This is a genomic window from Cognatishimia maritima (assembly GCF_900129685.1).
Lineage (GTDB): Bacteria > Pseudomonadota > Alphaproteobacteria > Rhodobacterales > Rhodobacteraceae > Cognatishimia > Cognatishimia maritima.
This window is the reverse complement of the sequence record NZ_FQWM01000002.1, coordinates 116898-141637: the sequence shown is the minus strand read 5'-3', so window position 1 is coordinate 141637 and position 24740 is coordinate 116898. Positions and strand designations below refer to the sequence as shown.

The 24740-nt window shown below is 56.0% G+C and carries 23 protein-coding genes; 8 read left to right on the top strand and 15 right to left on the bottom strand.

All coding sequences use genetic code 11. The annotated features are described in order from the left end of the window. Nucleotides 1-118: 118 nt before the first annotated feature. From pdxR to BUA39_RS06085, 3 genes are all read right to left on the bottom strand, one after another. Nucleotides 119-1576 carry a MocR-like pyridoxine biosynthesis transcription factor PdxR gene (pdxR, locus tag BUA39_RS06095; RefSeq protein ID WP_072791980.1) on the bottom strand — a complete coding sequence of 486 codons (1458 nt, stop codon included), beginning with the start codon at nt 1574-1576 and terminating at the stop codon, nt 119-121. Nucleotides 1577-1727: 151 nt separating this feature from the next. Then, nucleotides 1728-2297 carry a GNAT family N-acetyltransferase gene (locus BUA39_RS06090; RefSeq protein ID WP_072791978.1) on the bottom strand — a complete coding sequence of 190 codons (570 nt, stop codon included), beginning with the start codon at nt 2295-2297 and terminating at the stop codon, nt 1728-1730. Nucleotides 2298-2359: 62 nt separating this feature from the next. After that, a complete protein-coding gene (locus tag BUA39_RS06085) occupies nt 2360-3757 on the bottom strand; it encodes an aminotransferase family protein (protein WP_072791977.1) in 1398 nt (465 codons plus the stop codon). Nucleotides 3758-4170: 413 nt separating this feature from the next. Between BUA39_RS06085 and BUA39_RS06080 the strand changes: the two genes are divergently transcribed. The 3 genes from BUA39_RS06080 to BUA39_RS06070 all read left to right on the top strand — a co-directional run bounded on the left by BUA39_RS06080 (nt 4171) and on the right by BUA39_RS06070 (nt 7365). Beyond that, nucleotides 4171-5181 (top strand): taurine ABC transporter substrate-binding protein, encoded by a 1011-nt coding sequence (locus BUA39_RS06080; RefSeq protein WP_072792680.1) that lies wholly within the window; start codon nt 4171-4173, stop codon nt 5179-5181. 115 nt (nt 5182-5296) lie between these two features. Further along, on the top strand, nt 5297-6103 hold the full coding sequence (locus BUA39_RS06075; RefSeq protein ID WP_072791975.1) for a taurine ABC transporter ATP-binding protein: 807 nt from the start codon (nt 5297-5299) through the stop codon (nt 6101-6103). Continuing rightward, a complete protein-coding gene (locus BUA39_RS06070; protein WP_072791974.1) occupies nt 6100-7365 on the top strand; it encodes an ABC transporter permease in 1266 nt (421 codons plus the stop codon). The genes BUA39_RS06075 and BUA39_RS06070 overlap by 4 nt, the downstream gene beginning before the upstream one ends. 62 nt (nt 7366-7427) lie before the next feature. On the opposite strand, the gene hemP is transcribed toward BUA39_RS06070, so the two are convergent. From hemP to BUA39_RS06040, 6 genes are all read right to left on the bottom strand, one after another. Further along, nucleotides 7428-7580: a hemin uptake protein HemP gene (gene hemP, locus BUA39_RS06065; protein ID WP_072791972.1), complete on the bottom strand. Its 153-nt coding sequence runs from the start codon at nt 7578-7580 to the stop codon at nt 7428-7430. 144 nt (nt 7581-7724) lie between these two features. Beyond that, the gene (locus tag BUA39_RS06060) at nt 7725-8828 is read right to left on the bottom strand and encodes an ABC transporter ATP-binding protein (protein WP_072791971.1); all 1104 of its coding nucleotides are present in this window, start codon (nt 8826-8828) and stop codon (nt 7725-7727) included. Nucleotides 8829-8838: 10 nt separating this feature from the next. Next, nucleotides 8839-10488 (bottom strand): alpha-glucosidase, encoded by a 1650-nt coding sequence (locus tag BUA39_RS06055; RefSeq protein WP_242648545.1) that lies wholly within the window; start codon nt 10486-10488, stop codon nt 8839-8841. 12 nt (nt 10489-10500) lie between these two features. Further along, complete coding sequence (locus BUA39_RS06050) at nt 10501-11649, bottom strand: carbohydrate ABC transporter permease (RefSeq protein WP_072791969.1); 1149 nt, start codon at nt 11647-11649, stop codon at nt 10501-10503. Next, a complete protein-coding gene (locus BUA39_RS06045) occupies nt 11649-12653 on the bottom strand; it encodes a carbohydrate ABC transporter permease (protein WP_072791968.1) in 1005 nt (334 codons plus the stop codon). Before BUA39_RS06045 ends, BUA39_RS06050 begins: the two co-directional genes overlap by 1 nt. Nucleotides 12654-12776: 123 nt before the next feature. Further along, entirely contained in the window at nt 12777-14135 is a 1359-nt protein-coding gene (locus tag BUA39_RS06040) for an ABC transporter substrate-binding protein (RefSeq protein WP_072791966.1), read from the bottom strand. A gap of 215 nt (nt 14136-14350) precedes the next feature. Here BUA39_RS06040 and BUA39_RS06035 point away from each other — a divergent pair, with 215 nt between their 5' ends. The 5 genes from BUA39_RS06035 (at nt 14351) to BUA39_RS06015 (ending at nt 19177) form a co-directional block, all read left to right on the top strand. After that, entirely contained in the window at nt 14351-15382 is a 1032-nt protein-coding gene (locus BUA39_RS06035; protein ID WP_072791965.1) for a LacI family DNA-binding transcriptional regulator, read from the top strand. A gap of 1 nt (nt 15383) precedes the next feature. Continuing rightward, nucleotides 15384-16706 (top strand): GH1 family beta-glucosidase, encoded by a 1323-nt coding sequence (locus BUA39_RS06030; RefSeq protein WP_072791963.1) that lies wholly within the window; start codon nt 15384-15386, stop codon nt 16704-16706. A 15-nt stretch (nt 16707-16721) separates the two neighbouring features. Next, entirely contained in the window at nt 16722-17660 is a 939-nt protein-coding gene (locus BUA39_RS06025; protein ID WP_072791962.1) for a glucokinase, read from the top strand. A gap of 104 nt (nt 17661-17764) precedes the next feature. Beyond that, nucleotides 17765-18517 carry a polysaccharide deacetylase family protein gene (locus tag BUA39_RS06020; RefSeq protein WP_072791960.1) on the top strand — a complete coding sequence of 251 codons (753 nt, stop codon included), beginning with the start codon at nt 17765-17767 and terminating at the stop codon, nt 18515-18517. Nucleotides 18518-18565: 48 nt separating this feature from the next. After that, on the top strand, nt 18566-19177 hold the full coding sequence (locus tag BUA39_RS06015) for a GntR family transcriptional regulator (RefSeq protein WP_072791959.1): 612 nt from the start codon (nt 18566-18568) through the stop codon (nt 19175-19177). Nucleotides 19178-19180: 3 nt separating this feature from the next. Here the strand turns inward: BUA39_RS06015 and BUA39_RS06010 are convergent, their stop codons facing one another. From BUA39_RS06010 to bioB, 6 genes are read right to left on the bottom strand one after another with little or no spacing between them, the layout of a single operon-like run. Beyond that, nucleotides 19181-19945, bottom strand: a complete 765-nt coding sequence (locus BUA39_RS06010; protein ID WP_072791957.1) for a methyltransferase domain-containing protein — start codon at nt 19943-19945, stop codon at nt 19181-19183. Continuing rightward, entirely contained in the window at nt 19942-20562 is a 621-nt protein-coding gene (locus BUA39_RS06005; RefSeq protein WP_072791956.1) for a pimeloyl-ACP methyl esterase BioG family protein, read from the bottom strand. Before BUA39_RS06005 ends, BUA39_RS06010 begins: the two co-directional genes overlap by 4 nt. Beyond that, nucleotides 20562-21842: an adenosylmethionine--8-amino-7-oxononanoate transaminase gene (bioA, locus tag BUA39_RS06000; RefSeq protein ID WP_072791954.1), complete on the bottom strand. Its 1281-nt coding sequence runs from the start codon at nt 21840-21842 to the stop codon at nt 20562-20564. Before bioA ends, BUA39_RS06005 begins: the two co-directional genes overlap by 1 nt. After that, nucleotides 21839-22462, bottom strand: a complete 624-nt coding sequence (gene bioD / locus BUA39_RS05995) for a dethiobiotin synthase (protein ID WP_072791952.1) — start codon at nt 22460-22462, stop codon at nt 21839-21841. Before bioD ends, bioA begins: the two co-directional genes overlap by 4 nt. Next, a complete protein-coding gene (locus tag BUA39_RS05990; protein ID WP_072791950.1) occupies nt 22455-23594 on the bottom strand; it encodes an 8-amino-7-oxononanoate synthase in 1140 nt (379 codons plus the stop codon). The genes bioD and BUA39_RS05990 overlap by 8 nt, the downstream gene beginning before the upstream one ends. Further along, complete coding sequence (bioB, locus tag BUA39_RS05985; RefSeq protein WP_072791949.1) at nt 23591-24571, bottom strand: biotin synthase BioB; 981 nt, start codon at nt 24569-24571, stop codon at nt 23591-23593. The genes BUA39_RS05990 and bioB overlap by 4 nt, the downstream gene beginning before the upstream one ends. Nucleotides 24572-24740 lie beyond the last annotated feature (169 nt).

The window sequence follows — 24740 nt, the reverse complement described above, 5'->3', positions numbered from 1 at the left end:
CACAGAAAATGACACTTTTGGTCTCAAAAGTCAACAAATGAAGCAGTAATAATATTTCGCACGGCTGCCGTGAAAAATGACTTTAGATGCTAGGAAACACGAAAGTCTTAACGAGTGACTAGTCGCTCATCGTTTCGGCAATTAATTGAATTCCCTGAGAAATTCGATCTTTCGGGATAGAAGAATAGGCGAGGCGATAGAACTCTTTTGGTCGATCATGGCCGAAAAAGAATGGCCGACCCGGTTCAATCAATACGCCTTTTGGCTTTAGCTGTTCCGCCAAAACCTCGGTGTCAACGCCGTTTGGCGCGCGCATCCAGAACGAACTGCCGCCATGTGCGCCTTGACCGGCGATGGTCAACCCATTCGCCTGTATCGCATTTTGCATGGCCTCACGGCGTTCCTTCAGAGCGATTCGAAGGCGGCGAATCGAGGCGTCGTAATGCCCAAGGGAAAGGAAGTAGGCCGCCGTCCGCATCGTGTGCCCCGGAGGGTGACGCAGCACAGAGGCCCGCAAAGCACGCGCTTCGCGGATGAAGCTTTCGGCCCCGACCAAATAGCCAAGACGCAAGCCGGGGAAGATGGATTTTGAAAAGCTCCCGACATAGATCACCCGTCCGTCACGATCCAGGGATTTCAACGCAGGGGACGGTGGGTTCAGGAAGGACATCTCGAATTCATAGTCATCCTCCACAATCAGGGCATCCAACTCGCGCGCACGATCCAAAAGTTGCTCGCGACGCGACATTGGCATGGTGGCTGCGGTCGGGCACTGATGGCTTGGCGTTGTAAAAATAACGTCTGTTTCCGAGGGGATAGCGTGCGGTGGCAGGCCGTCACGGTCTACCGGAAGCGGGACGAGGTGACAGCGGGATTGGGTCAAGATATCGCGCAGCGCGTGATAGCATGGGTCCTCGATCGCGGCCGTGCGCCTTTGTGTCAGCAGGACCTGTGCGGTCAGCCAAAGGGCGTTTTGTGCCCCCACCGTAATCAGCACCTCTTCGGGACGAGCCACGATACCACGGCGGGGCAGGGTGTGACGCACGATGAATTCAACCAGCCGCTCGTCTTCCAGATCACAGTAGTCGGTTGTCAGCGCGGCAAAGTCTTTTTGCCCCAAAGCCTGTATCGCGCAGAGACGCCAGTTGGCGTGATCAAAAAGGCTGCTATCGGTTTGGCCATAGATGAACGGATAGCGATAGCGCGCCCAATCGACGGGTTTGCGCGGGGTGTCGCCGCCCGTGTAGCGGCGCCCAATCGCGCGATTCCAATCGACGGAATCACCGTTTTGGCGCAGCGCTTCAAACGGTGGCGGCTCTGGTGCATTCTCGGACACGAAGTAACCTGATCGACCACGCGACGAGAGGTAGTCGTTGGCCAGCAATTCCGTATAGGCCAGCGTCACAGTAATCCGGCTGACCCCTAGGTGCGACGCCAGTTTGCGTGTCGAGGGCAGTTTTTCACCCTGCCGAAAACGGCCTGATAATATCCCCTCTGCAATCATCTGCTGGATCTGGGATTGCAGCGTTCCTTGAAATTGCGGGTTGAGAAAGAATGTATCGACAGAGATGGACATGATCTTTCCCTAACTGGACTTATTTTGGGATCGTCTGGCGTTATTTTTCAGCGAATTCATTTTCAGGGCAAGCCCTTGCAGGCGTAAAGATGACTGAATCTTGATCACAAAATTGGGGCAGAATGCCCGCGTTGTCGCCGCCATTGCGGATCTATTGCAACTGCGCCAAAAGCTGCGCATTGGTCTTGGCCCACTCCGTCCGCAAGAGCGAATAAATCGAGATATCCTGCGGCGCGCCGGTCCGGTCGATCTGGTCGCCACGCAGAATGCCATCAAGTTGAGCACCCAGCGCCGTAAGCCGGGACCGGTGCGCTGCGTTGTCAGCATGTGCACGGAATTGAATGGTGTTGGCTTTGGCAATGTCAAAGCCATAGGTCAAAAGCATGACCATCATTTCGGTGAAAAGGCCGTCGTCCTTCGTGGCAAGCCACGTGTTGCCGACTTCAAGCTTCTTATGTGCGCGATCAATGGCGGAAAAGCCTGTCCAGCCCAAAAGCTGCGCAGTGCTGGCTTGCACGACGTATGTCAGTGCTTTGCCATCCGCCTGCCGTTCCAGCAGATAAGAGATTTCTCCCTGCATATCGTGGCGCACGGGTAGTCGGCAGCCCTCGGGCAGATGCGGTTCAGCAAGTGTTGCTTGTGCCAACTGTGCTGCGTGCCCATGCGAGAGCGGCAGTAGGCTTAGTCGGGTGCCACAAAGTTTGCGCGGGCTGGGCCACATGGGATTGTCTCTGTTCAAAAGGATCGCCCGCGCCAGTTTTGGCGCGGGCAGGGTCGTTGGGTTTAGCCGAAGACGGCGGTCAGCGCGTTATCGACGGCATCGCAGATCGCGTCGATGTCTTCTTCGGTGGCGATCAGGGCTGGGCTGAAGCAAAGCGTGTTGTTGCGACCTGGCAAAGACCGGTTGGTCACACCAATGATCACACCCTGCGCGCCGCAGTTGCCAACTACCGCCTGTGCCTGCGCTTCGTCGACCGGCTCTTTGGTTTCACGATCTTTGACCAGTTCCAGACCTTGGAACAGACCTTTGCCACGCACATCACCAATCACGGCGTGCTTTTCCTGCAGCTTCAGGAAGTTGGCGCGCATGCGCTCGCCCATCTTGGTGGTGTTTTCCAAGAGGCCTTCGTCTTCGATGATTTGCATGTTGACCAGTGCCGCAGCCGGACCAGCGGTGCAGCCACCAAAGGTCGAGATATCGCGGAAGTGGCTCATGTGGTCGGATGGGTCTTCTTTGAACATGTCAAAGACCTTTTCCGTTGTGACCATGCAGGCAATCGCCGCATAGCCCGATGCCACGCCTTTGGCCATCGTCACAAAGTCAGGTTCGATGCCGAAGTGCTGGTAGCCAAACCATTTGCCGGTACGGCCGACGCCGCAGACAACTTCGTCGATGTGCAGCAGGATGTCGTACTTGTCGCAAATTTCGCGCACACGCTCCCAATAGCCTTCAGGCGCTTCGATCACACCGCCACCTGCGGTGATAGGCTCGAGGCAAAGCAGGCCAACGGTTTCTGGGCCTTCTTCAAGAATGACCTTTTCGATCTGATCCGCAGCCGCGCGACCGAATTCCGCACCAGAAAGGTCCTCAAGACCCAGCTCGTGTTTGCGGTATTCCATGCAATGCGGAACCTTCACGAAACCCGGTGCGAAAGGACCATATTGCGCGATACGTTCGTGCTGTCCTGTCGCCGACATCGCTGCCAAGGTCGAGCCGTGGTAGTCGCGGTCGCGATACAGGATCTTATGTTTCTTGCCACCGTATTTCTTATGAGAAATCTGGCGCACGATCTTAAAGACCTTTTCGTTCGCGTCAGAGCCGGAGTTTGTGTAGTACACACGAGACATGCCCGGCATCTTGTCGATCAGTTTTTCTGCAAACAGAGCGGCAGGGATCGAACCAGCGGTTTGCGCGAAGTAGCACAGTTTCATCAACTGGTCGCGCACGGCATCGCAAATCTCTTCGCGGCCATAGCCAACGTTCACCGTCCAGACACCACCGGAAACGGCGTCGATGAACTCTTTGCCGTTTTGATCCCAGACACGCATGCCCTTGCCTTCCACGATGATACGTGGATCGCTGGTTTCATATTGCTTGTGCTGGCTTAGGTGGTGCCAGACATTTGCCTTGTCGGCTGCGACGACCTTGGACAGGTCGTTGTCTTTAAAAGTGCCATCCATTTGGAACACCCTTAGATTATGCGCTTTTGGCGCAATGCGTGAAAATGGGACCAGAGACTCTGGTCAGTGGATTGAAGTATATTGCTTGGAAACTAGGCGCACCATATAGGGCCAGATGATTATGTATTTGATTCCAGTTACAAGATCGACACAAACAAAAAGTTTCGATTTGGCCGATTAAGTTTCTGATCATAAACAAATATTCCAAAACTTGCGAAATTTTTCGCCGGTCTCAATAATCGCATGTTTGGTGTTTTGGCTGAAAAAATCATTGATTGGTGTGCAATTTTCCGTTCGGATTGGAGGTGTTGCGGACAAGACGCGCAACTCTAGAGCTAAGGCTAGAAAATAGTCGCCTAGATTCTAAGGCCGCATGACTTGCTGCGGTCGTACTCACACGGGAGAAAATGAATATGACATTCAAGAACAAATTTGCCGCTATGGCTGCATCCGCTGCTCTGCTCGCCGGCGCGCAGGGTGCAATGGCCGGTGGCCATCTTGAAGAGATCACCGTTGCTTACTTCTTGGAGTGGCCAATGCCGTTCCAATACGCAAAAGCAACAGGCATGTATGACGAAGCGATGGGCGTCAAAGTCAACTGGGTGTCCTTTGACACCGGGACAGCGATGAGCGCCGCAATGGCTTCTGGCGACATCCACATTTCTGTTTCGCAGGGCGTGCCGCCCTTCGTTGTCGCCGTCTCTGCTGGTCAAGATATCAAGATGGTCGATGTCGCCGTGAGCTACTCGGAAAATGACAACTGCGTCGTCTCTGAAGCGCTGGAAATCGACAAAGATTCTGCGGGCGAACTCGCAGGCAAGAAAGTCGCCGTACCTTTGGGTACCGCTGCTCACTTTGGTTTCCTGAAGCAGATGGAGCATTTCGACATCTCCTTGGACAGCCTAGAGATCGTTGATATGGCACCTGCGGAATCTGCGGCTGCACTGGCGCAAGGGTCTATCGACATGGCCTGCGGCTGGGGTGGCGCGCTGCGTCGCATGATGGAGCACGGTAATGTGCTGCTGACTGGCGCAGAGAAAGAAGAACTAGGAATTCTGGTCTTTGACGCGACTTCTGCACCAGCAAACTTCGTTGCCGAAGAGGGCGAGCTCCTCTCTAAGTTCCTATCTGTGACCGCTAAAGCGAACGACATGTGGAACTCTGGTGAAAACACCGATGAGATGCTGCCAGTTATCGCAAAAGACGCAGGTATGGACCTTGACGCAGCTAAAGCGACTCTGGACAACTTTATCTTCCCAAGTGCTGAGGAGCAATTGGGTGAGAAATGGCTGGGTGGCGGCGTTGCTGACTTCATGAAGGGCGTTGCAGACGTCTTCGTGGCATCCGGTTCCATCGATGGCGCGCTTGAGTCCTATGAAGGTGCCGTCAACGCTGGTCCTTTGACTGCCGCAAGCGAAATGTAATCAAAACGACGCCCGGCCACCTTGGTGTTGCCGGGCAACTTTTTGGACGATTTGGCCGACACTCTGGGGGTCGGCCAAATCATTCTTTCAACAACATAATTGAGAAAGGCGGACCATGTCAGGACTGTCGATCGATAAGATATCCATGCGGTTTGACCTGCCCGACGGGGGGCATGTCCAAGCGCTTAAGGATGTGTCGCTGGATTTGAAAGCTGGCGAGTTGCTGAGTGTGTTGGGCCCTTCGGGCTGTGGTAAAACGACATTGCTAAACATCGTAGCCGGGTTTCTTGCACCAACTGAGGGGCAGATTGTTCTCAACGGTCACAAGGTGACCGGACCGGACGCGGAACGCGGGATGGTGTTCCAGCAGGGCGCGCTGTTTGAATGGATGAGCGTGCGGGACAATGTGGGCTTCGGCCCCAGTATGAAAGGGATGCCAGCCAAGGAAAAATCGGAGATCGTCAACCATCTTCTGGATGTGGTCGGTCTGCAGGATTTTAAAGAGAAGGCTGTCTACGAACTGTCCGGCGGTATGCAGCAACGTGTGTCTTTGGCGCGCTGCCTTGCCAACGACCCCGACGTTATTTTGATGGATGAACCACTGGGCGCGCTGGACGCGCTGACCCGCGAAAAGATGCAGTCGCTGGTTCTGAAACTTTGGAAAGAGACCGGTAAGACGATCATCCTGATCACACACTCGGTCGAAGAGGCATTGTTGCTTGGTGAACGTTTGCTCGTGATGGCTCCGCGCCCTGGCCGTATTCACAAGGAATACCGCCTGCCGTTCGCGGACCTCGGCGTTGGGCAAGACCTGCGCGACGTGAAAAAGCACCCTGAATTCGCAGAACGCCGTGAGGAAATCCTCGGCATGATTTGGGACATGGAAGAAGAAATTATGGGCCGCGCGGAGGAAAAAGCATGATTCCGTTACTCGTTTATGTGGTCATCTTCGTGGTGGCCTTCTACGTGGTCCGTTTCATCGCTGATAAGACAGCGATTCAGGATTACACCTCTCTGAAAACCGTGACCTTTGGCGATGAAAGCGCAGTGCGCTCCAATCGGGCGGCTTCGGTGATTTCCATTGTGACGATCTTTGTGATCTGGGGGGCCTTCACCGGGTCCAAACTGTTGCCAGGCTTTATGCATGCACCGGGTCCGTTCATCGGGGATACGTCTTTCACCTATACGGCAGAGGCGAACGGTCAAACTGACGACGCAACTGTCTATTTCCGGGTGCACGAGGCCGGCGAAAGTGTCGAGCCAATTGCAACTGAGCCCGGTGATGGGTTCGCGAAGAACGACACCGAGTTGGTTGCCGCATGGCGATCCAAGCTGCTGCGCGTCGACAAGAACGACGACATTGGCAAAGACGAAGGTGCCAAGGTCATCGCAATCAATGGGCAACCTGTCGATGCCGGCGGTTCTGTCGAAGTTGACGGCGGCGTTGTCACCCTGTCGGACAAAGGAACACCTAACTTTTCACCGCATGCCGGCTGGCAGATGGAACCCATTTGGCTTCCGTCTCCCGAAGGCGTTTTCTTGCGTACGATTGAAATTGCCAGCGCAGGTTTTCAGGGGTTCACCCTATGGGAGCACTTGGGCTTCTCGCTTTATCGCGTGATTTTGGGCTTTGTTTGCGGCGCGATCATCGGCATCCCGCTGGGCTATGCGATGGGCCTGAGCGACTGGTTCCGCGGTTGGTTTGATCCGATCGTTGAATTCATGCGCCCGGTTCCGCCGCTTGCGCTGATCCCGCTGGTCATTATCTGGGCCGGTATCGGGGAGACGGGTAAGATCATCCTCCTCTTCCTAGCAGCCTTGTGGATCATGGCGATTGCGGCGCGATCTGGTGTGTCTGGTGTGAAAATCTCTAAGGTGCATGCCGCTTATTCCCTCGGGGCAAGCAAAGCGCAGATCATGCGCCACGTCATCGTGCCGAACTCATTGCCAGAGATCTTCACGGGCGCGCGCGTCGCGATGGGCGTCTGCTGGGGTACGGTTGTTGCGGCAGAACTTGTCGCCGCGGAAAAAGGTGCCGGTAAGATGATCGTTGCGGCGTCCAAGTTCCAGAACACCGATATCGTGATCATGGGTATCATCCTGATCGGTATTATCGGGTTCGGGATCGACGTTCTGATGCGCTACGCCGAGAAGGTGCTGGTGCCTTGGAAAGGCAAAGGCTGATCTAAAGGCCTAAATGACATGCAAAAGGGCGGCCCATCTAAGCAGATGTGGCCGCCCTTATTTTATTTGGTCAGGATCAGTTTTCCAGCACGTGTTATGCGGAGGGTATAGACCTGTTCATCTAGCACAATACGTGCCAGCCCGTCCGCACCGGTGATCTGTTTGGCATCCAGTATTGGAATGTCGGAATAGGGTTCTGAAATCATACGTTGCATATTCAATGGATTGTCCTCGCGCTTTGCACGCAAAAACTGACTAAAAAAGTCGATTAAGTCAATATCCGATTTAAATAGTCGGAAATATACAGCCTCGCAAAGAAAACCCCGCCGAGGCAGGGCTTTGCAATACGCTCTACATGATCACCGATAGAGCAGGGATTGCCCATTGCTGAACAGGTGTACCTTGGATGGGGCAGCCGTCAATTTAAGCTCTTTTCCGCGCAAATCCTTATGAATGCCCGGCAGTTTGGCGATGACGGTATCTGTGTCCTCTTCGGGGCGTGGCGGTTCGAAATAAAGCTGCGTCACCTCGCCAAGGGCCTCGACTATGCTGACGGTGTCGGCAAAGGCGTAGCTCTCGTTATCGGTTGCCACAAGGTCTTCGGGGCGGATGCCGACATTCACCTTCAGCCCCTTGTCCTCTGCGCGTGTCGGAATGTTCGCTTGAAACGTCCCGTTGCCTTCGAAGGTTCTGACTGTTGTAACCTCGCCGGTTTCAACAATCTCGCCTGCCAAAAGGTTCATCGCGGGTGAGCCGATGAATTGCGCGACAAATTCGTTCTCTGGCCGCTCATAAAGATCCAGCGGAGTCCCGACCTGCGCGATCCCTTTGTTGGCCAGCACAACGATGCGTGTCGCCAGGGTCATAGCCTCGACCTGGTCGTGCGTCACATAGACCATGGTGCTGTCGGGCATCGCTTCTTTAAGTTGCGCGATTTCGATCCGTGTTGCCACGCGCAACGCGGCGTCAAGGTTAGACAGCGGTTCGTCAAACAGATAGACCTTGGGGTCGCGCACGATGGCGCGTCCAATGGCGACACGCTGGCGTTGGCCGCCGGACAGCGCTTTGGGGAGACGATCAAGGTACTCTTCAAGCTGCAAAACGCGGGCTGCTTTTGAAATTGCTTCGTCAATTTCCGCGGGCGTTTTCTTGGCGAGTTTCAGGGCGAAGGCCATGTTGTCGCGTACGGTCATATGCGGATAAAGCGCATAGGATTGAAATACCATCGCGATCCCGCGTTGGGCGGGGGGCATGTCATTGACATATTGCCCGTCAATCTCAAGCGATCCCCCGGTGATTTTCTCAAGCCCCGCAATCATGCGCAGCAGCGTGGACTTGCCACAGCCCGAGGGGCCGACAAAAACAACCAGCTCTCCCGGATTGATGTCCAAGTTGATATTTTTCAACACATTGACGTTGCCGCCATATGTCTTTTCGACATTCGTAAGTTTCAAGCCGGCCATAGTGCCCTCCCTATGCCTGAACCGCGATCAGCGGTTGCCATCCCTCAAGCGTCGCCGTGCCATCCATGACAACAGCGCCGTTCAGCTCAAGTGCGATTGATTTCCACGCGCCTTCGGGCAGCGTGATTTGCGCCGGTTCATCGCCCAGATTGAAGGCGCAGAAGAGCGTTTCGCTGCCGTGCGTCCGAGTGAAAGACAGCACCGAGCCATTGGCCGTTGGTGCCGAATGATCGCCCTTTTGCAAAGCAACATTGCCCTGACGCAATGCAATTGCTCGGCGGTAGTGATGCAGGATGGAACCCGCGTCATCTTCTTGCGCAGCGACGGCAGCATTCAGGTGCTCGGGGCTGACAGGCAGCCACGGCTGACCCTGAGAAAAGCCGCCTGAATCGTTGGACCGTTCCCACACCATCGGTGTGCGGCACCCGTCGCGCCCCTTGAATTCTGGCCAGAATTCAATGCCATAGGGGTCTTGCAGGTCTTCATAGGCGACGTCTGCTTCTGGTAGGCCCAGCTCTTCGCCCTGATAAATGCAGGCTGAACCGCGCAGGCACATCATCAGCGTGATCATCATTTTCAGGCCCTCAGAACCGAGGTGCCAGCGTGTGGCGTGGCGTTGCACATCGTGGTTGGAAAAGGCCCAGCAGGCCCAACCGTCTCTTGCGACAGCGTCGACCTTGTTCAGAACATCAGCAACCTCTTGCGCGGTCGGACGGTCGTTGGCAAGGAACTCGAACGCATAGCACATTTGCATCAGGTCATCGCCAGCCGTGTATTCACCCAGAATTTCCAAACCGCGCTGAGCGTCGCCCACTTCACCCACGGCCGCAGCGCCATAGGGGTCCATGACGGCGCGCAGTTTGCGCAGAAAGGCAAGGTTTTCCGGCTGGTTCTTATCATATAGATGTTCTTGGTGATTATAGGGGTTCACTTGTGGTGCGATGGTCGAATTCCGCGCCTCAGGTGCCAGCGGCGGGTTGTTCCTGAGCCGCGCGTCGTGGACGTAGAAGTTGATCGTGTCCAGTCGGAAACCATTGACGCCACGTTCAAGCCAAAACTGCGCTACGTCCAAGAGCGCCTTTTGTACGTCGGCGCAGTGGAAGTTCAAATCAGGCTGAGAGGCTAGGAAATTGTGCAGGTAATACTGCTGACGACGCCCATCCCACTGCCAAGCCGGTCCACCAAAGATGGACAGCCAGTTGTTGGGCGGGTTGCCATCTGGTTTCGGATCGGCCCAGACGTACCAATCGGACTTGGCGTTGGATTTGTCGGCGCGGCTTTCTGCAAACCACGGATGCTGATCGCTGGTATGGCTCAGCACAAGGTCAATCATCACGCGCAGGCCCAACTGATGGGCGCGCGCTACCAGCGCGTCAAAGTCGGCAAGCGAGCCAAACATCGGGTCGACATCGCAGTAATCGCTGACGTCATAGCCAAAGTCTTTCATGGGCGACGTAAAGAACGGCGAAATCCAAATCGCATCGACACCAAGGCTTGCGACATGGGGCAGGCGCTCTGTGATGCCCTTTAGGTCACCGACGCCGTCGCCATTGCTGTCCTGAAAGCTGCGTGGGTAAATTTGGTAGATCACCGCACCGCGCCACCAGTCGGCGTCAGCTTTCATCGAGGCAGTGTTGGACACATGTGACATGATGGTCATTCTCTATCCTTGTTATTTCACGGAGCCGGCCAACATGCCGCGCACCAAGTATTTTTGCATTGCGAAGAAGACAATCAGTGGCACGATGATCGATACAAAGGCCGCTGTCGCGAGGATTTCCCAATTGCCGCCACGGGTGCCTAAGATTTCGACGATCTGCTTGGTCATCACAGTGGTTTCACCGGTCGAGTCGATCAGGAACACCAAGGACACCAGCAGGTCGTTCCACGTCCAAAGGAACTGGAAGATCGCAAAACTGGCTAGGGCCGGGAAGCTGAGCGGTAGGATAATTTTGATGAAAATCTGGAACTCTGTCGCCCCATCTACGCGCGCGTTTTCGATGATATCGCGGGGCAGGCCGACCATATAGTTGCGCAACAAATAGATCGCCATCGGCATGCCAAAACCCGTGTGCGCAAGCCAGACGCCAATATAGCCTTTGCCGATACCGATATCGTTGTGGAACTTCAGCAGCGGGATCAGCGCCAATTGCAAAGGCACCACCAGCAGGCCGACAACAGCGGCAATCAATAACGCACGCCCCGGAAACTCCATCCATGCCAACGCATAGGCCGCAAAGGCCGCGATAAGGATCGGGATGATGGTCGCCGGGATCGTCACTGTCAGCGTATTGATAAACGCCTTGGACATGCCCTCGATATTGTTGGGGTCAAAGACAACCGTATAGTAGTTATTCAACGTGAACTCTGGCGGCACTTCCGCGGTGATAAAGACGCGTTGCCCGCGACTAACGTCAAAGGGTTCTGTGTTCTCAATTCGGTATGTACCGTCCACATCAAGTGTGAAGATCCCGCCGCCGCGCAATTCTGCGCTGTCACCGGGGATAAAGGCGTCAACGGCGCGCGATGAGATGCCCCAAGTTTGAATTTCCGGGCGCGCTTCGGATTCGAAAATCTGACCTTCGATCACATAAAGGTTGCCGACTTGAACCTGCTCTTCCGCAGGTGCCGCCCGCAGGCTCAGCGTTTGTTCCTGCGAAAACAGTGCCTTCCACCAACCGCTTGTCGCGATCTGGTCGGCGGTCCGGAAAGAGGACACAAACAGCCCGACAGTTGGCAAAAGCCATGCAATGACAAGCACCGCGACCGAGATATGGACCGCCCATGTCAGGGAGGATTTGGTGCCAGCGATATTGTTCATCAGCGCATCTCCTTGCGGGCGTTGCGGACATTCCAGACAAGGATCGGAGTCACCAGCAACATGATGATCATCGCGCTGGCCGATCCGACGCCCCAATCGTTGGCGCGGAACATTTTGTCATACATGTAATTGGCCAGAACCTGTGTCTCCCATTGGCCGTTGGTCATCGCAAAAACGATGTCAAAGACCTTGAGGACGATGATTGTGATTGTGGTCCAGACCACGACGATGGTGCCCATGATCTGGGGGACTTTGATCTTGAAAAAGACCTGAAACGGGTTCGCGCCATCAACAATCGCCGCTTCAACGGTTTCTTCCGGGATGCCGCGCAAAGCGGCGGATAGGATCACCATGGCAAAGCCGGTTTGAATCCAGACCAAGACCGCCATCAGGAAGAAATTGTTCCAGAAGGGCAGCGTAAGCCACGTTTGCGGAGCATCGCCGCCAAAGAACAAATAAAGCGCGTTCAGTAGACCGATTTGATCTGTGCCTTCAGGCCGCGTGTCATAGATCAGCTTCCAGATCACAGCAGCACCGACAAAGGAAATCGCCATCGGCATAAAGATTAGGGACTTCGCAATATTGCCCCAACTGATCCGGTCGGTCAGCTGCGCGGCCAAAAGGCCAAAGCCGGTAGAGGCCGCGGGCACAACGATCAGCCAAAGCATGTTGTTGCGCATGGCTTCCCAGAACTTTTCTTCGCCCAACATCTGGGCGTAGTTTTCAAAGCCAACCCAGACGTTGCCGCTGGATGTCCGTTCGGTCACGGATAGCCACAGCGTCGCAAAGACCGGGTATGCGAGGTACAGCCCTAAAACAAACAGCGCTGGGAACAGGAACAGCCAAGGGCGGATTAGGTTCGCGCGGTTGATATTACGGCCTGCGTTTGGTCCACGAGGCGGGAAAAGCACCTTGTCCAGAAACAGGTTGGACAGGAAAAAGTAGCTGACACAAGCGCCAACGCCGAGGGCGATGGTCAGGATGCCCAGGATTGCTGGATGCATGGGAATGCCTCTCGATGGGGGTTTGGCCCGTAGGACCGAGGGTGTGCGACCCAACTTTTACGCTGGGCAATGAGTCAGGTCGCACGTGCAAGCAGCGCTTCGGCGCGCTGATTTACAGCGGGGTTACTTCAGGGCGTCCCAGCTGTCTTGGATCGCAGTCGCGGTTTCTGCTGCCGTTTTGGTGCCAGCCGCATAGTCGACCATGCCGGTCCAGAAGCTGCCAGCGCCTACGCCGCCCGGCATCAGGTCAGACCCGTCAAACCGGAAGGTTGTTGCGCCCAGCAGGATTTCACCGAGGCCACGTTGTGTGTCATCCATATAGGTTTCCAAATTCACTCCGCTGTGCGGAGTCAGGAACCCTGGCTGAGCCATCATGATTTCATGCGCGATTGGCTGTTTCAGGAAATCCATCAGCGCAGTAGCGGCATCTGATGCGCTTGTCACAGCAAGCAACGTACCGCCGCCAAGAACTGGGTTGCCGAGGTCTTTATCGGCATAGGATGGCATGTAAAAGAAATCAGCGTCTTCACCCAGCATTGTTCCCTCTGGGAAGAACGCAGGAATGAAAGATGCCTGACGGTGCATGTAGCACTGCGGAGGCGATGTGAACATGCCCTTTGGGCTATCGCGGAAGTCGGTTGTGCCAACGGCGCCCGCGCCACCAGCGACCTTCGCGTCATCTCGCGCGAACCAGCCGAACTCTTCGATGGCCGCGACAATGCGTTCGTCATTGAAGGTGATATCGTTGGTGACCCATCCGTCATAGACCTCTGGCGCTTGCGTGCGGAGTAACAAGTCTTCGACCCAATCCGTTGCGGGCCAACCTGTGGCCGCACCGGACCCCAGACCGATGCACCAAGGTACCTCACCATCTGCGACGATCTGTTCGGTCAGCGCCTTGAGCTCTTCCATAGAGGTCGGCACATCGTAGCCCGCATCTTCAAAGTTTTCAGGGACATACCAGACAAGTGATTTGACGTTCACGTTGAAGAAAAAGCCGTACATCTCTGTGTTACCGTCGGCATTCGGGTAGCTGCCCAAATCAACCCAAGACTGGCCAGCCGCATAGTTGTCTTTCACCCAGTTAGACATTTCATCGCCAAGCGGAGACAATTGACCCTTAGAGGCCATCAACGCGGCCAAACCGGGCTGCGGGAACACGGCGATGTTCGGTGCAGAGCCAGCTTCCGCATCAATCACGATCTGCTGCTCGAAAGAGTCGGAGCCGGTGTAGATCGCCTCTGCGCCGGTTGCCGTCTCAAAATACGCCAACATGTTCTGGAAATAGCCGTTCTCAGGTGCCAGCCAAGGACCCGCGACGGTTACGGTTTGTCCGGACAGGTCAGGGGCTGACTCTGCCCAAGCATTATAAGAGTCCCAGCTAAATGGCCCTTCTCCGGGCACAAAGGCAAGATGCCCGCCCGCCATAGCCATATTGGCCGCCAGTGCCGCAGGGGCAACTGCCAACAACAGATTTTTCATGGATGATCCCTCCCTAGGATTTCATGCAAGCTGCGCGCCAAAGTTTCCAAAGCGCTTTGAATACCGCTAACATCTCAAAAAACAGGGGGGAGAGTCAATAGGATTCTAATTTCTGCATATTTGATAGGAAAATGCCTATATTTTATGATTTTCTTTGACCATTCGCCTCAGCCGCACTAAGAGAGGGAAACCATCAAAAGCGCTTTGAGATTCCTATGAACCTGAAACAACTGTCAGAATTGCTGGGTTTGTCCCAAACGACGGTGAGTCGCGCGTTGAATGGCTATCCCGAAGTGAACCAGAAAACGCGCGAACGGGTGATGGAGGCCGCGCGGCTGCACAATTACCGCCCGAATACGCGTGCCAAAGGGTTGGCGACGGGGCGGTCCATGGCGATCGGTCATATCATTCCTGTCTCAACCAAACACGAGATGGTGAACCCTGTTTTCGGCGACTTTATCGCAGGCACCGGTGAAACCTACTCGCGCAATGGTTACGATATGGTTCTTTCGGTTGTCGCGGACTCGGATGAAGAAAAAGCCTACCGCGACATGCACCGTCGCGGGACCGTTGATGGTGTGATCGTACATGGCCCACATATGGATGACTTCCGCATCCAACTGCTCTTGGAGCTTGGCATGCCCTTTGTCGTGCATGGGCGGGCGTCGGATATCTCGCAGCCCTATAGCTGGGTGGACGTAAACAATTTCTCGGCGTTTCGTAGGGCTGCCAACTTTCTGATGGATCTTGGGCATCGCCGGATTGCTTTGATCAATGGCCTGGAGACGATGGATTTCGCCTATCGGCGTCGCCGCGCCCTTGATGCTGCGCTGGCAGATCGGGGGCTTGCACTTGATCCGAGCTTTCATTTCCAAGGAGAGATGACAGAGGTACTGGGACATGACGCAATGGTTGCGATGCTCGCTTCAGACGCTCCACCGACGGCTGTTTTGGTGTCTTCGATGATCACTGCAATTGGCGTACGGCGCGCCGTGCACGAAGCGGGTCTGAAACTTGGCAAGGACATTTCTTTAATCACCCACGACGATGACCTTGGATATCTGAACAACGGAATCGACGAACCGCTTTTCACGGCCACACGGTCGTCGGTCCGCGATGCGGGGCGGCGCGCGGCAGAGATGCTGCTGAACATGATTGAAACGGGCGCAACGGTGCCCAGAACCGAATTGCTCGAAGCGGACCTCATCGTGGGTCGCTCAACGGGCCCAGTTCCTTCCGGGGGGTAAAATGGAATTCAAACGCAGCGACTTCCCAGAGGAATTTCTCTTTGGGGCGGCAACCTCGTCTTATCAGATTGAAGGGCACCAATTTGGCGGCGCGGGCGCGACGCATTGGGACAGCTTTGCTGCGACCCCCGGCAATGTCGTGAGGGCAGAGACCGGGGCCTTGGCTTGCGATCATTTTCACCGCTATGAAAACGATTACAGGCTAATGGCAAGCGCAGGTTTTGATGCGTATCGCTTTTCCACCAGTTGGGCGCGGGTGTTGCCCGAGGGGCGCGGCACACCCAACCCTGAGGGGTTGGATTACTATGACCGGATCGTGGACAGCATGCTGGAAAACGGCCTCAAACCCTGCGCGACGCTGTACCATTGGGAATTGCCACAGCCGCTTGCGGACCTTGGCGGGTGGCGCAACCGGGACATCGCCAAATGGTTTGCCGATTTCACCGAGGTAATTATGGGGCGGATCGGCGACCGAATGTATTCTGTCGCACCGATCAACGAACCTTGGTGTGTGGCGTGGCTCAGCCACTTCCTTGGCCATCATGCACCCGGGATGCGCGATATCCGCGCCACTGCACGAGCGATGCATCATGTGCTGTTGGCCCACGGCAGCGCAATCCAAGCGATGCGCGCACTGGGCATGTCAAACCTTGGCGGCGTCTTCAACTTAGAGTGGGCGACACCGGTGGATGATAGCCCTGCAGCGCAGGAAGCGGCAGAGTTGTATGACGGCTACTACAACCGGTTCTTCCTCGGCGGGGTTTTCAAAGGGGAATATCCAAAGAACGTGATGGCCGGTCTTGGGGCACATATGCCTGACAACTACCAGGATGATTTCGCCACGATTACAGCGCCCCTCGATTGGTGTGGGCTGAATTACTATACGCGCAAGGTGATTGCGCCCAATTCAGATCCTTGGCCCAGCCACGAAGAGGTGCCCGGTCCTTTGCCCAAAACGCAAATGGGGTGGGAGATCTACCCGGATGGACTCTACAATTTCCTCAAGCGCACTCAGGCAGAATACACGGGCGATCTACCATTGTTCGTGACGGAAAACGGGATGGCGAATGCGGATGTTTTGGTCGACGGACAGGTGAGTGACCTTGCTCGGATCGACTACCTTAATCAGCATGTCGCAGCGGCAAAACGAGCCATGGACGAAAGCGTGCCGCTAAAGGGCTATATGTTCTGGTCGCTGCTGGATAATTATGAATGGGCCTTAGGCTATGAAAAACGCTTTGGGCTGGTGCATGTAGACTTTGAAACACTGGCACGCACCCCAAAGATGTCTTATGAAGCGCTAAAGATAGCGCTAACATCCTAAGATTCTGGGGGCCAAATGGCAGATATGTTCCTTGTTGCTGACATAGGTGGCACCAATACCCGCGTTGGGTTGGCAGATGACACAGGGTTGTTGCCAGAAACCACGCTGCGTTTTCGCAACCGTGAGAATGCGAATTTTCGGACCGTTCTGGAAACCTATCTGGCCGACCATGCAGAAGCCACCATCATTGGGGCCTGTGCAGGGGCGGCAGGGCCGGTGAAAGACGGTGTTGCCAAGCTTACAAACCTTGATTGGCAGATAGATCGGCAAACGCTGCAAGACGTAACTGGCGCTAAGATTGTTGATGTCATCAACGATCTGCCCGCGCAGGGTCTGGCGCTGGATGATCTTGCCGAGGGCACAACGCAACTATTGAAAGCAGGCGAGGCGAAGCCGCGCGGCGCAAGACTTGTGCTTGGCCTGGGGACAGGGGTCAATCTCGTTCCGGTCCATCAGGTTGGTGATATGCTCTTGGCCCCTTCTGCCGAAGCTGGGCACGAAACGCTGCCTTATCGCAAAGAGCAAGCCGCGCTCTGTGATTGGCTGCGGGCAGAGCGGCAGTACCCATCGGTTGAGGTTGCGCTTGCTGGGCAGGGCATTGAAAACCTGTATGAATTCCATGCGAAAACAACGCGCGCCGCTGCGGATGTGGTCGCTGGCTATCATACAGGTGATGCCGCCTGCGTTGCGGCCATGACCGATTATGTCGCGCTGCTTGGTGCAGTCATCGGCGATCATGCCTTGGTGCATATGCCAGAGGGTGGCATTTTCCTAACCGGCGGTGTGGCACGGTCTGTGGCGCCTATTATGAAAAATCTGCACTTTGCAGATGTCATGTGTGACAAGGGTCGATTTTCTGACCTGGCTGGATCCTTCTCGGTCAATCTGATCACCGACGATTTTGCTGCCCTGAAGGGCTGCGCGCGACACCTGCGCCAACTGGCGCGCGGCTAAGCGCATTTACCGTAGAGACGAACGCGCCTTGGCCCCAAGAGGCAATCACGCTACACCAGAGCGACCGCAGCCTTGCGGTTACGTGACAATTGAGGGGCAAGAGCATGCAACCGGATTGGGCACCGTTGCGCGCAGAGTTAAAGAAATGGCACCGCAAGGACCTTGTGCTGCCGGTCTGGTGGCGTGATGACGATGCAATCGACCTATCAGAAAATCTCGACCGGTTAATCGCTCTGTCTGACTCTGTCGGAGTTCCCGTGCATCTGGCCGTTATTCCCCGCAATGCGACGCAGGCGCTGGCCGACTGCATACAGGAAACACCGTATCTTATTCCTGTGGTCCACGGCTGGGCGCATCGCAACCACCAGCCTGCGGAAGATACGAAATGTGAGTTCGGAGAAAACCGCCCCATCGGTGATCGTCGCGAAGAAGCCGCAGAAGGGCTGCGGCGGCTGGAGCGCTTGCTGGGCGACAGGGTGGCCCCGATGTTTGTCCCGCCTTGGAACCGCGTACCAAAGGCGTTTCATCCGGTGCTTGCCGAGATTGGCTATCGCGCGTTGTCGACCTGTTTTCCAAGAGATCAGGTCGAAGCCGCACCGGGCCTGACACAAATTAATACCCACATCGATCCACTTTACTGGCGACCCGCGCGCCTATTGTCTGATCCGGACCTGATCGTGGATCGTATTGTGGACCTGCTGAAACGCCGGCGTCAGGGCAAGGCCGACAATGCGGAGCCATTCGGCCTGTTGACCCATCATTTGGTGCATGATGACCGCGTCTGGGAGTTTTGCAGACAATACTGGCGGGAACTTCTGGAAGGCCCTGTGTCGCTCTATCGTGCGGATGTTCCTTAGTCGGTGATTGTCCTTGCCTCTCTGGGCAGTGCTTCCTAACAGTAGGGCATGACGCAGGACACCAAATCCAAGATTTCTGATCAAATTACAACGATCCTGACGGAACGCATTGTGCGGGGCGAATTGGTGGCAGATACAAAGCTGCGTCAGGACCATATCGCCAAGGAATTTGACGTCAGTCATGTCCCTGTGCGTGAGGCGCTATTGCGGCTTGAAGCCAAGGGGCTTGCTGTCAGTCAACCCCGACGTGGCGTACGTGTCGCGCCGTTTGATCCGGCGGATGTTCTGGAAATACGCGAAATGCGCCTGGCGCTTGAACCAGTGGCCCTGCGCCATTCCATTCCGCGCCTGACCGCGACGCAGAAAGATTTTGCAGAAGCAGCGCGGCTGGCCTGCGACACCGCGCGCGATCTGGTGACATGGGAGTATGAAAACCGGCGTTTTCACATGGCGATCCTTGTCGGCTGCGGCATGCCGCGGCTTCTGGCCGAAATCAATGATCTGCAGGTTCTTAGTGCGCGGCACCTGTTGGCGACTTATAGCAAAAATTGGGTGGAGCGGACCGACAGGGATCATGCGGCTATCATGCAGGCGTTGCGGTCACGGCAGACCGATACAGCGGTGTCCGTGTTGCAGCGTCACTTGTCGCGACTTGCCTGACAGTTATTGGGATTTCTGCGCGATGATCCAGACCGGATCATAGGTCAGAGGCAGCCCGCGCGGCGTGCCAAAGCGCTGCCAATAGTCTTTCTCAAATCGTTTCAAGTCGCTTGCTGACCAACTCTGCGAGGCTGCGCCATTCACACCCGTGCCGCGCAGGTGCTTAAGCAGGGCGAGCGCGGTCGGGAACCAATTCACTTTGCGGGCCTGGCTCAGGTGTTTGACGGTCATGTTGCTTGGCAAAATAGCGCGCCAGCCTTCGGCATCGACGTAGCTTGGGGCGGCGGCAGTAGACCCTAACGCGCGCAGTTCATGGAATTGCGCCGTCCCAAAGCCCGATAGCGCCAGCAAACCCCCCTCGGTCAAAGCGTCCGTCAGCCGGGCAATTGTGCCGGGAAGGTCATCGATCCATTGCACGGTGCTGGCAGAGCAGATCAAGTCAAGCGACGACGGGAGTTCTACGGCTTCAATAGGTCCCGGGACGAAATGCGAAGATTCAGGCGCATATGCAGCACATTCAGGCACAAGGTCGTTCACTGTAAGCGCAGCGATATTGAAGCTGCGTGTCAAAGGCAGGGTTAGGTGGCCCGTGCCCATGCCAAACTCAAACACCTTCAGCAGTGTGGGCGGCGCGATGGGGCGCAACAAGGTGCACAGTCGCTCGGCGATATCCGCTTGCTGAGACGCTGTTTCGTGGTAACTGGCAAGGCCGCGACGAAAGCTTTGCTGAACCTTTGACTGAGTTGGGCTGAAGGTCAGGTCTTTCATCCCGTCACCTCATCCCAGCTTTGCCAGTGCTCAAATGGCACATGTGATGCGTCGATCTGCTGAATGCGCGCGGCTTGGGGCCTAAATACAGCGTTCAGGTTTGCCGCCGGGAAAATACGATCCTCGGAACTGATCCAAATGCGGTCAAAGTCAGGGCTGGGCGCAGGGCCTCGGGCGGCAACAGCCAAAAGCTCTGCATGACGTGCTGCGATATCGATCAGCTGTTCTGGCTGTGGCTCACCGTAGCAAAGGGCGACGAAATCTTGGAACGTCTCATGTGAGAGATGCTCGCAGGTGCGCGCGAAAATCTTGGGGTGAATGCCAAGGCGTCGGTCAATGGGCGTCGGGCTGCCGTTGATCGCAATCTTGCGGTCAAACGGGTCTTCGTTGGCTTGCAGCCAATGTGCGAAGGCCGCGACGCCAAAGGAGTAGGCGACCACGGTTCTGGTGGTGTAGCCAGAGAGATCGGGCAGCGCGACTAGGTCACGGTAGTCGTCAACGAACAGCACGTCTGTATCCGTTTTGAGGGGCTGCAAGGGTTCTGCGCCAATCGCCCAGCCACCAAAGCAGACCAGCACATCGTTTGCGTCGTTTCTCTGGAGCCACCGCGCTTGCATCACAATTCCCCCGCCAACCGCAGCAATGCGGCGCTGATCTGAGAGAGTTCTTCAGTAGAGCAAATAAAGGGCGGCATCGTATAGATGTTCTTGCCAAAGGGGCGCAGGTAGACGCCGGTTTCCTTGGCCAACCCATGGGCTTTATCTGCGCTAACCACATGATCCATTTCAATCACGGCAATGCCGCCTAGCACGCGGACATCCGCAACGCCGGGCATCGTGTGCGCTGCGGCCAATTCGGTTTTCATTTGGTCCGAGATGCGTCGCGTTTGATCTTGCCACTCCCCGGTTGACAGCAGATCAAGCGACGCCTTCGCCGCCGCGCAGGCCAGCGGGTTGGCCATGAAAGTTGGTCCGTGCATGAAAATGCCGGGTTCTCCGTGCCCAATGCCCAATGCAACGCGGTCGTTGGTCATCGTGCAGGCAAAGCTGATGTGCCCCCCGGTCAGCGCTTTGCCAAGGCATAGGATATCCGGTTCGATGGTCGTGTGATCCGTTGCAAAAAGCTTGCCCGTGCGCCCGAACCCTGTGGCGATTTCGTCAAAGATCAGCAAAACGCCATGTGCATCACAGATGGCGCGGGCCTGATTCAGGTATTCGGGGTGAAAGAAATACATCCCGCCCGTGCCCTGCACCACAGGTTCAAGGATAAAGGCTGCGATGTCTTCATGCCGCTCAAGCGTCTGACGCAGTTGGGCGAGGCCGTTTTGGACGTCATCTTCGATCCAGTCATCCGTGATGCGTACAGAAGGTTTGTCGATGAAATATTGGACAGAGACCGCGCCCTGAAACAGGTGGTGCATGCCGGTGACAGGGTCGCAGACCGACATCGCCTTCCACGTATCGCCGTGATAGCCCGACCGGATTGTCACAAACTTCGTGCGCTGAGGTTGCCCGACGGCATGCTGGTACTGAACCGCCATTTTCATTCCGACCTCGACCGCCACAGAGCCACTGTCGCAGTAAAATATCCGTTGCAGCGATGGCGGTGTCATGTCGAGCAATTTGCGCCCTAGTTCGATAGCCGGGTCATGGGTCAGCCCGCCAAACATGACGTGTGGCAGGCGGTCCAACTGATCGTGGATCGCTTTGGTAATCACCGGGTGCCGGTGGCCATGCAGCATACACCACCAGCTGGACATGCCATCTATCAACCGCGTCCCATCATCCAGCGTGATCCACGCGCCCTCTGCCTCAGACACACGAAAGGTCGGGCCGGGTTTGGCGACATTGGTGTAGGGGTGCCAAAGGTGGTGTTGGTCAAACTCAAGCGGGGTCATGTCATGGCCTCGCGAATAGAAACAATGTCAATCGCTTGGAACGCGTCGGCCAGTGTCTCTGGCGTCAGCGGGTTCAAGATTGGCAGACAACCGAGGTGGTTCGTTTCGCCAAAATCAACGATGGTTTGCTCAACCTCGGGTTCCGCATCCCCGATAAAGGCAATCCCAATGACCGGGCACCCAGCGGCTTTGAGCGCTCGGACGGACAGCAGACTGTGATTGATCGTGCCAAGTCTGGTGCGGGCACATAGAACGACCGGATATTGCCAAGCGGAAATCAAATCGAGGTAAAGCAATTCGCGGTTGATCGGCACCAGCAACCCGCCTGCGCCTTCAATAACCAAGGGGCCGGTGCTGTCGGGCAAGGTTAATTCAGAGGGATCGATTTTCCGTCCCTCAGCCTCTGCAGAAATATGTGGCGAAGCGGGCAGTTTCAGGCGGACAAGTTCGGGCAAGACTGGCTGGCCCGATAACCGGGCGACGGTTTGGCTGTCGGTCTCCCCCTCAAGGCCGGATTGCACAGGCTTAAGATATGTTGCGCCCAAGGCTTTTGTCAGCCCGGCTGCGAATATCGTTTTGCCGATGTCGGTATCGGTTCCGACGACCACAACTCTAGACATCGGCGCGCTCCAGCAACTTTGCGAGGTCGGTGAACATCTGGGTGATTGTCTCTTTTGTGACGTTGGTGGTGATGGAAACACGCAGCCGAGACGTACCGCGCGGAACGGTGGGCGGGCGAATGCCGCGAATGTCAAAGCCTTTGGCCTGCAGCGCTGCGGCGATCTCCATCGTGCGGGCGTCGTCGCCGATGATCACTGGTATGATTTGCGATTGAAACCCCGTCAGTCCACAAAGCCGCGCGGCTTCCTTGTGCGCGTGGGCGACGGTTTCTTGCGCGCGGTGTTGCAGGTCGGGCGTCTCTGCGAGGCTTCGCAGGGCGGCACGCACGAGGGCAGCATTCAGCGGGGAAGGGGCCGTCGCATAGATAAACGCGCGCGCCTTATTGATCAGCGTTTCGATGAGGGCCGCGTGCCCGCAAATCAAGGCGCCCGAGACACCGAGACCTTTGCCGCAGGTGTGTAACGTCAGAATGTTGGGTTTGTGGGCATAATCGTGCATCAGCCCTAGCCCGCCCGATCCGTGCAGCCCGGTGGCATGGGCTTCATCGGCGACAAGCACGGCATCATGTTTGTCCGCCAGCGCAACAAAGTCCGCGATAGGGGCGAGGTCACCGTCCATCGAATAAACGGTTTCAATAGCGATCCAGATTCGGCCCGTGTGCCCGGCATCGCGCAGAGACAAGATGACACGTTCAGCCTCGGCCACATTATTGTGCTTGAAATTTGCGCGGATTGCACGGCCCAGATGCATACCGTCATGCGCCGAGGCGTGGATCAATTCGTCATAAAGCACGATGTCCTCATGCCCCGGCAAGGTTGAGAAGATCGCTGTATTGGCCTGAAAGCCGCCGCCCATGAACAGAGCGCGCTCCGTGCCGAATAGCGCTGCCGCCTCAGACTCCAACAAAGCGTGTTCATCCGCATTGCCGCGCAGCAGTCGGGAGCCGCCCGCGCCAACCGGCACACCGCGCGATAGGGCGTCCTGCGCGGCTTTACGTAGCAGGTCAGACCCGGCCAATCCAAGATAGTCATTGGACGCAAAATCATGCCCGGCGCGGGGCATAAGACTGCGATATCGGGACCGTTTTCTTAGCTGATCAAGCGCCCCTTCATGTCGGGGGAAGGCCGTCATTTGGAGCCGTCACATCCCACGGCCATGGCGGTGATGCCCAGCTTTTCAAAGAGTTTGCTGTCGTGATCCTCTTCGGGGTTGTCCGCCGTCAGCAGCGTGTCGCCGACAAAGATCGAGTTTGCCCCGGCGAAGAAACACATGGCCTGCAGTTCATCCGTCATATCCGTGCGTCCCGCAGAAAGGCGAACATGGGATTTAGGCATCAGAATGCGCGCCAGCGCGATGGTGCGCACAAATTCGATAGGGTCGAGTTTTTCGACATCCGCCAGCGGTGTGTCGGCAATTGGGATCAGCATATTCACCGGCACGGAATCCGGATGCTCTTTAAGGGTCGCCAAAGCCAACAGCATATCGACACGGTCCATCTGCTTTTCGCCCATGCCGACGATGCCGCCCGCGCAGACTTTGATGCCGGCCTCACGCACGCGGTTCAGCGTGTCGATCCGGTCGGCAAAGGTGCGGGTGGTAATGATCTCGGAATAATAACGTTCGGAGGTATCGATATTGTGGTTGTAGTAGTCCAGACCGGATTGCTTGAGGCGGAAGATTTGATCATCTTCCAGCATGCCCAGCGTCATGCAGGTTTCCATCCCAAGGTCTTTAACCCCTTGCACCATGGCTTCGAGCACATCCATGTCGCGGTCCTTCGGAGATCGCCACGCTGCACCCATGCAATAGCGGGTTGCGCCGCCAGCTTTGGCTTTTTTGGCCTCTGAAATCACCCGCTCCACTTCGATCAGCTTGGAAGCCGACAGTTTCGCACCATTGCGCGCGGATTGGCTGCAATAGGCGCAGTCCTCGGCGCAGCCGCCGGTCTTGATGCTTAGCAGTTTCGAACGCTGGACTTGGTTCGGGTCAAAGTGTTCACGGTGTACGGTCTGCGCGCGATAGAGCAGGTCCATGAAGGGCATGTTGTAGATCGCGTCTGCTTCTTCGCGGGTCCAGTCGGTGCGGAGCTGGGAAGGTGTGTCGAGCATGGCTGGCCTTTTTATAGATAATTTTTCAGATCATGGTCTGCGTTTGTTTCTTTTTATCTATTTTATTTCGTCGATCAAGATGGGTGACTGAAAACCCTACGTCTTTTTGGCTTTTGGCGCTGTGTCTCACATAAATCGATGGTCATGTTGCGGAATTGAACGTAGGCAC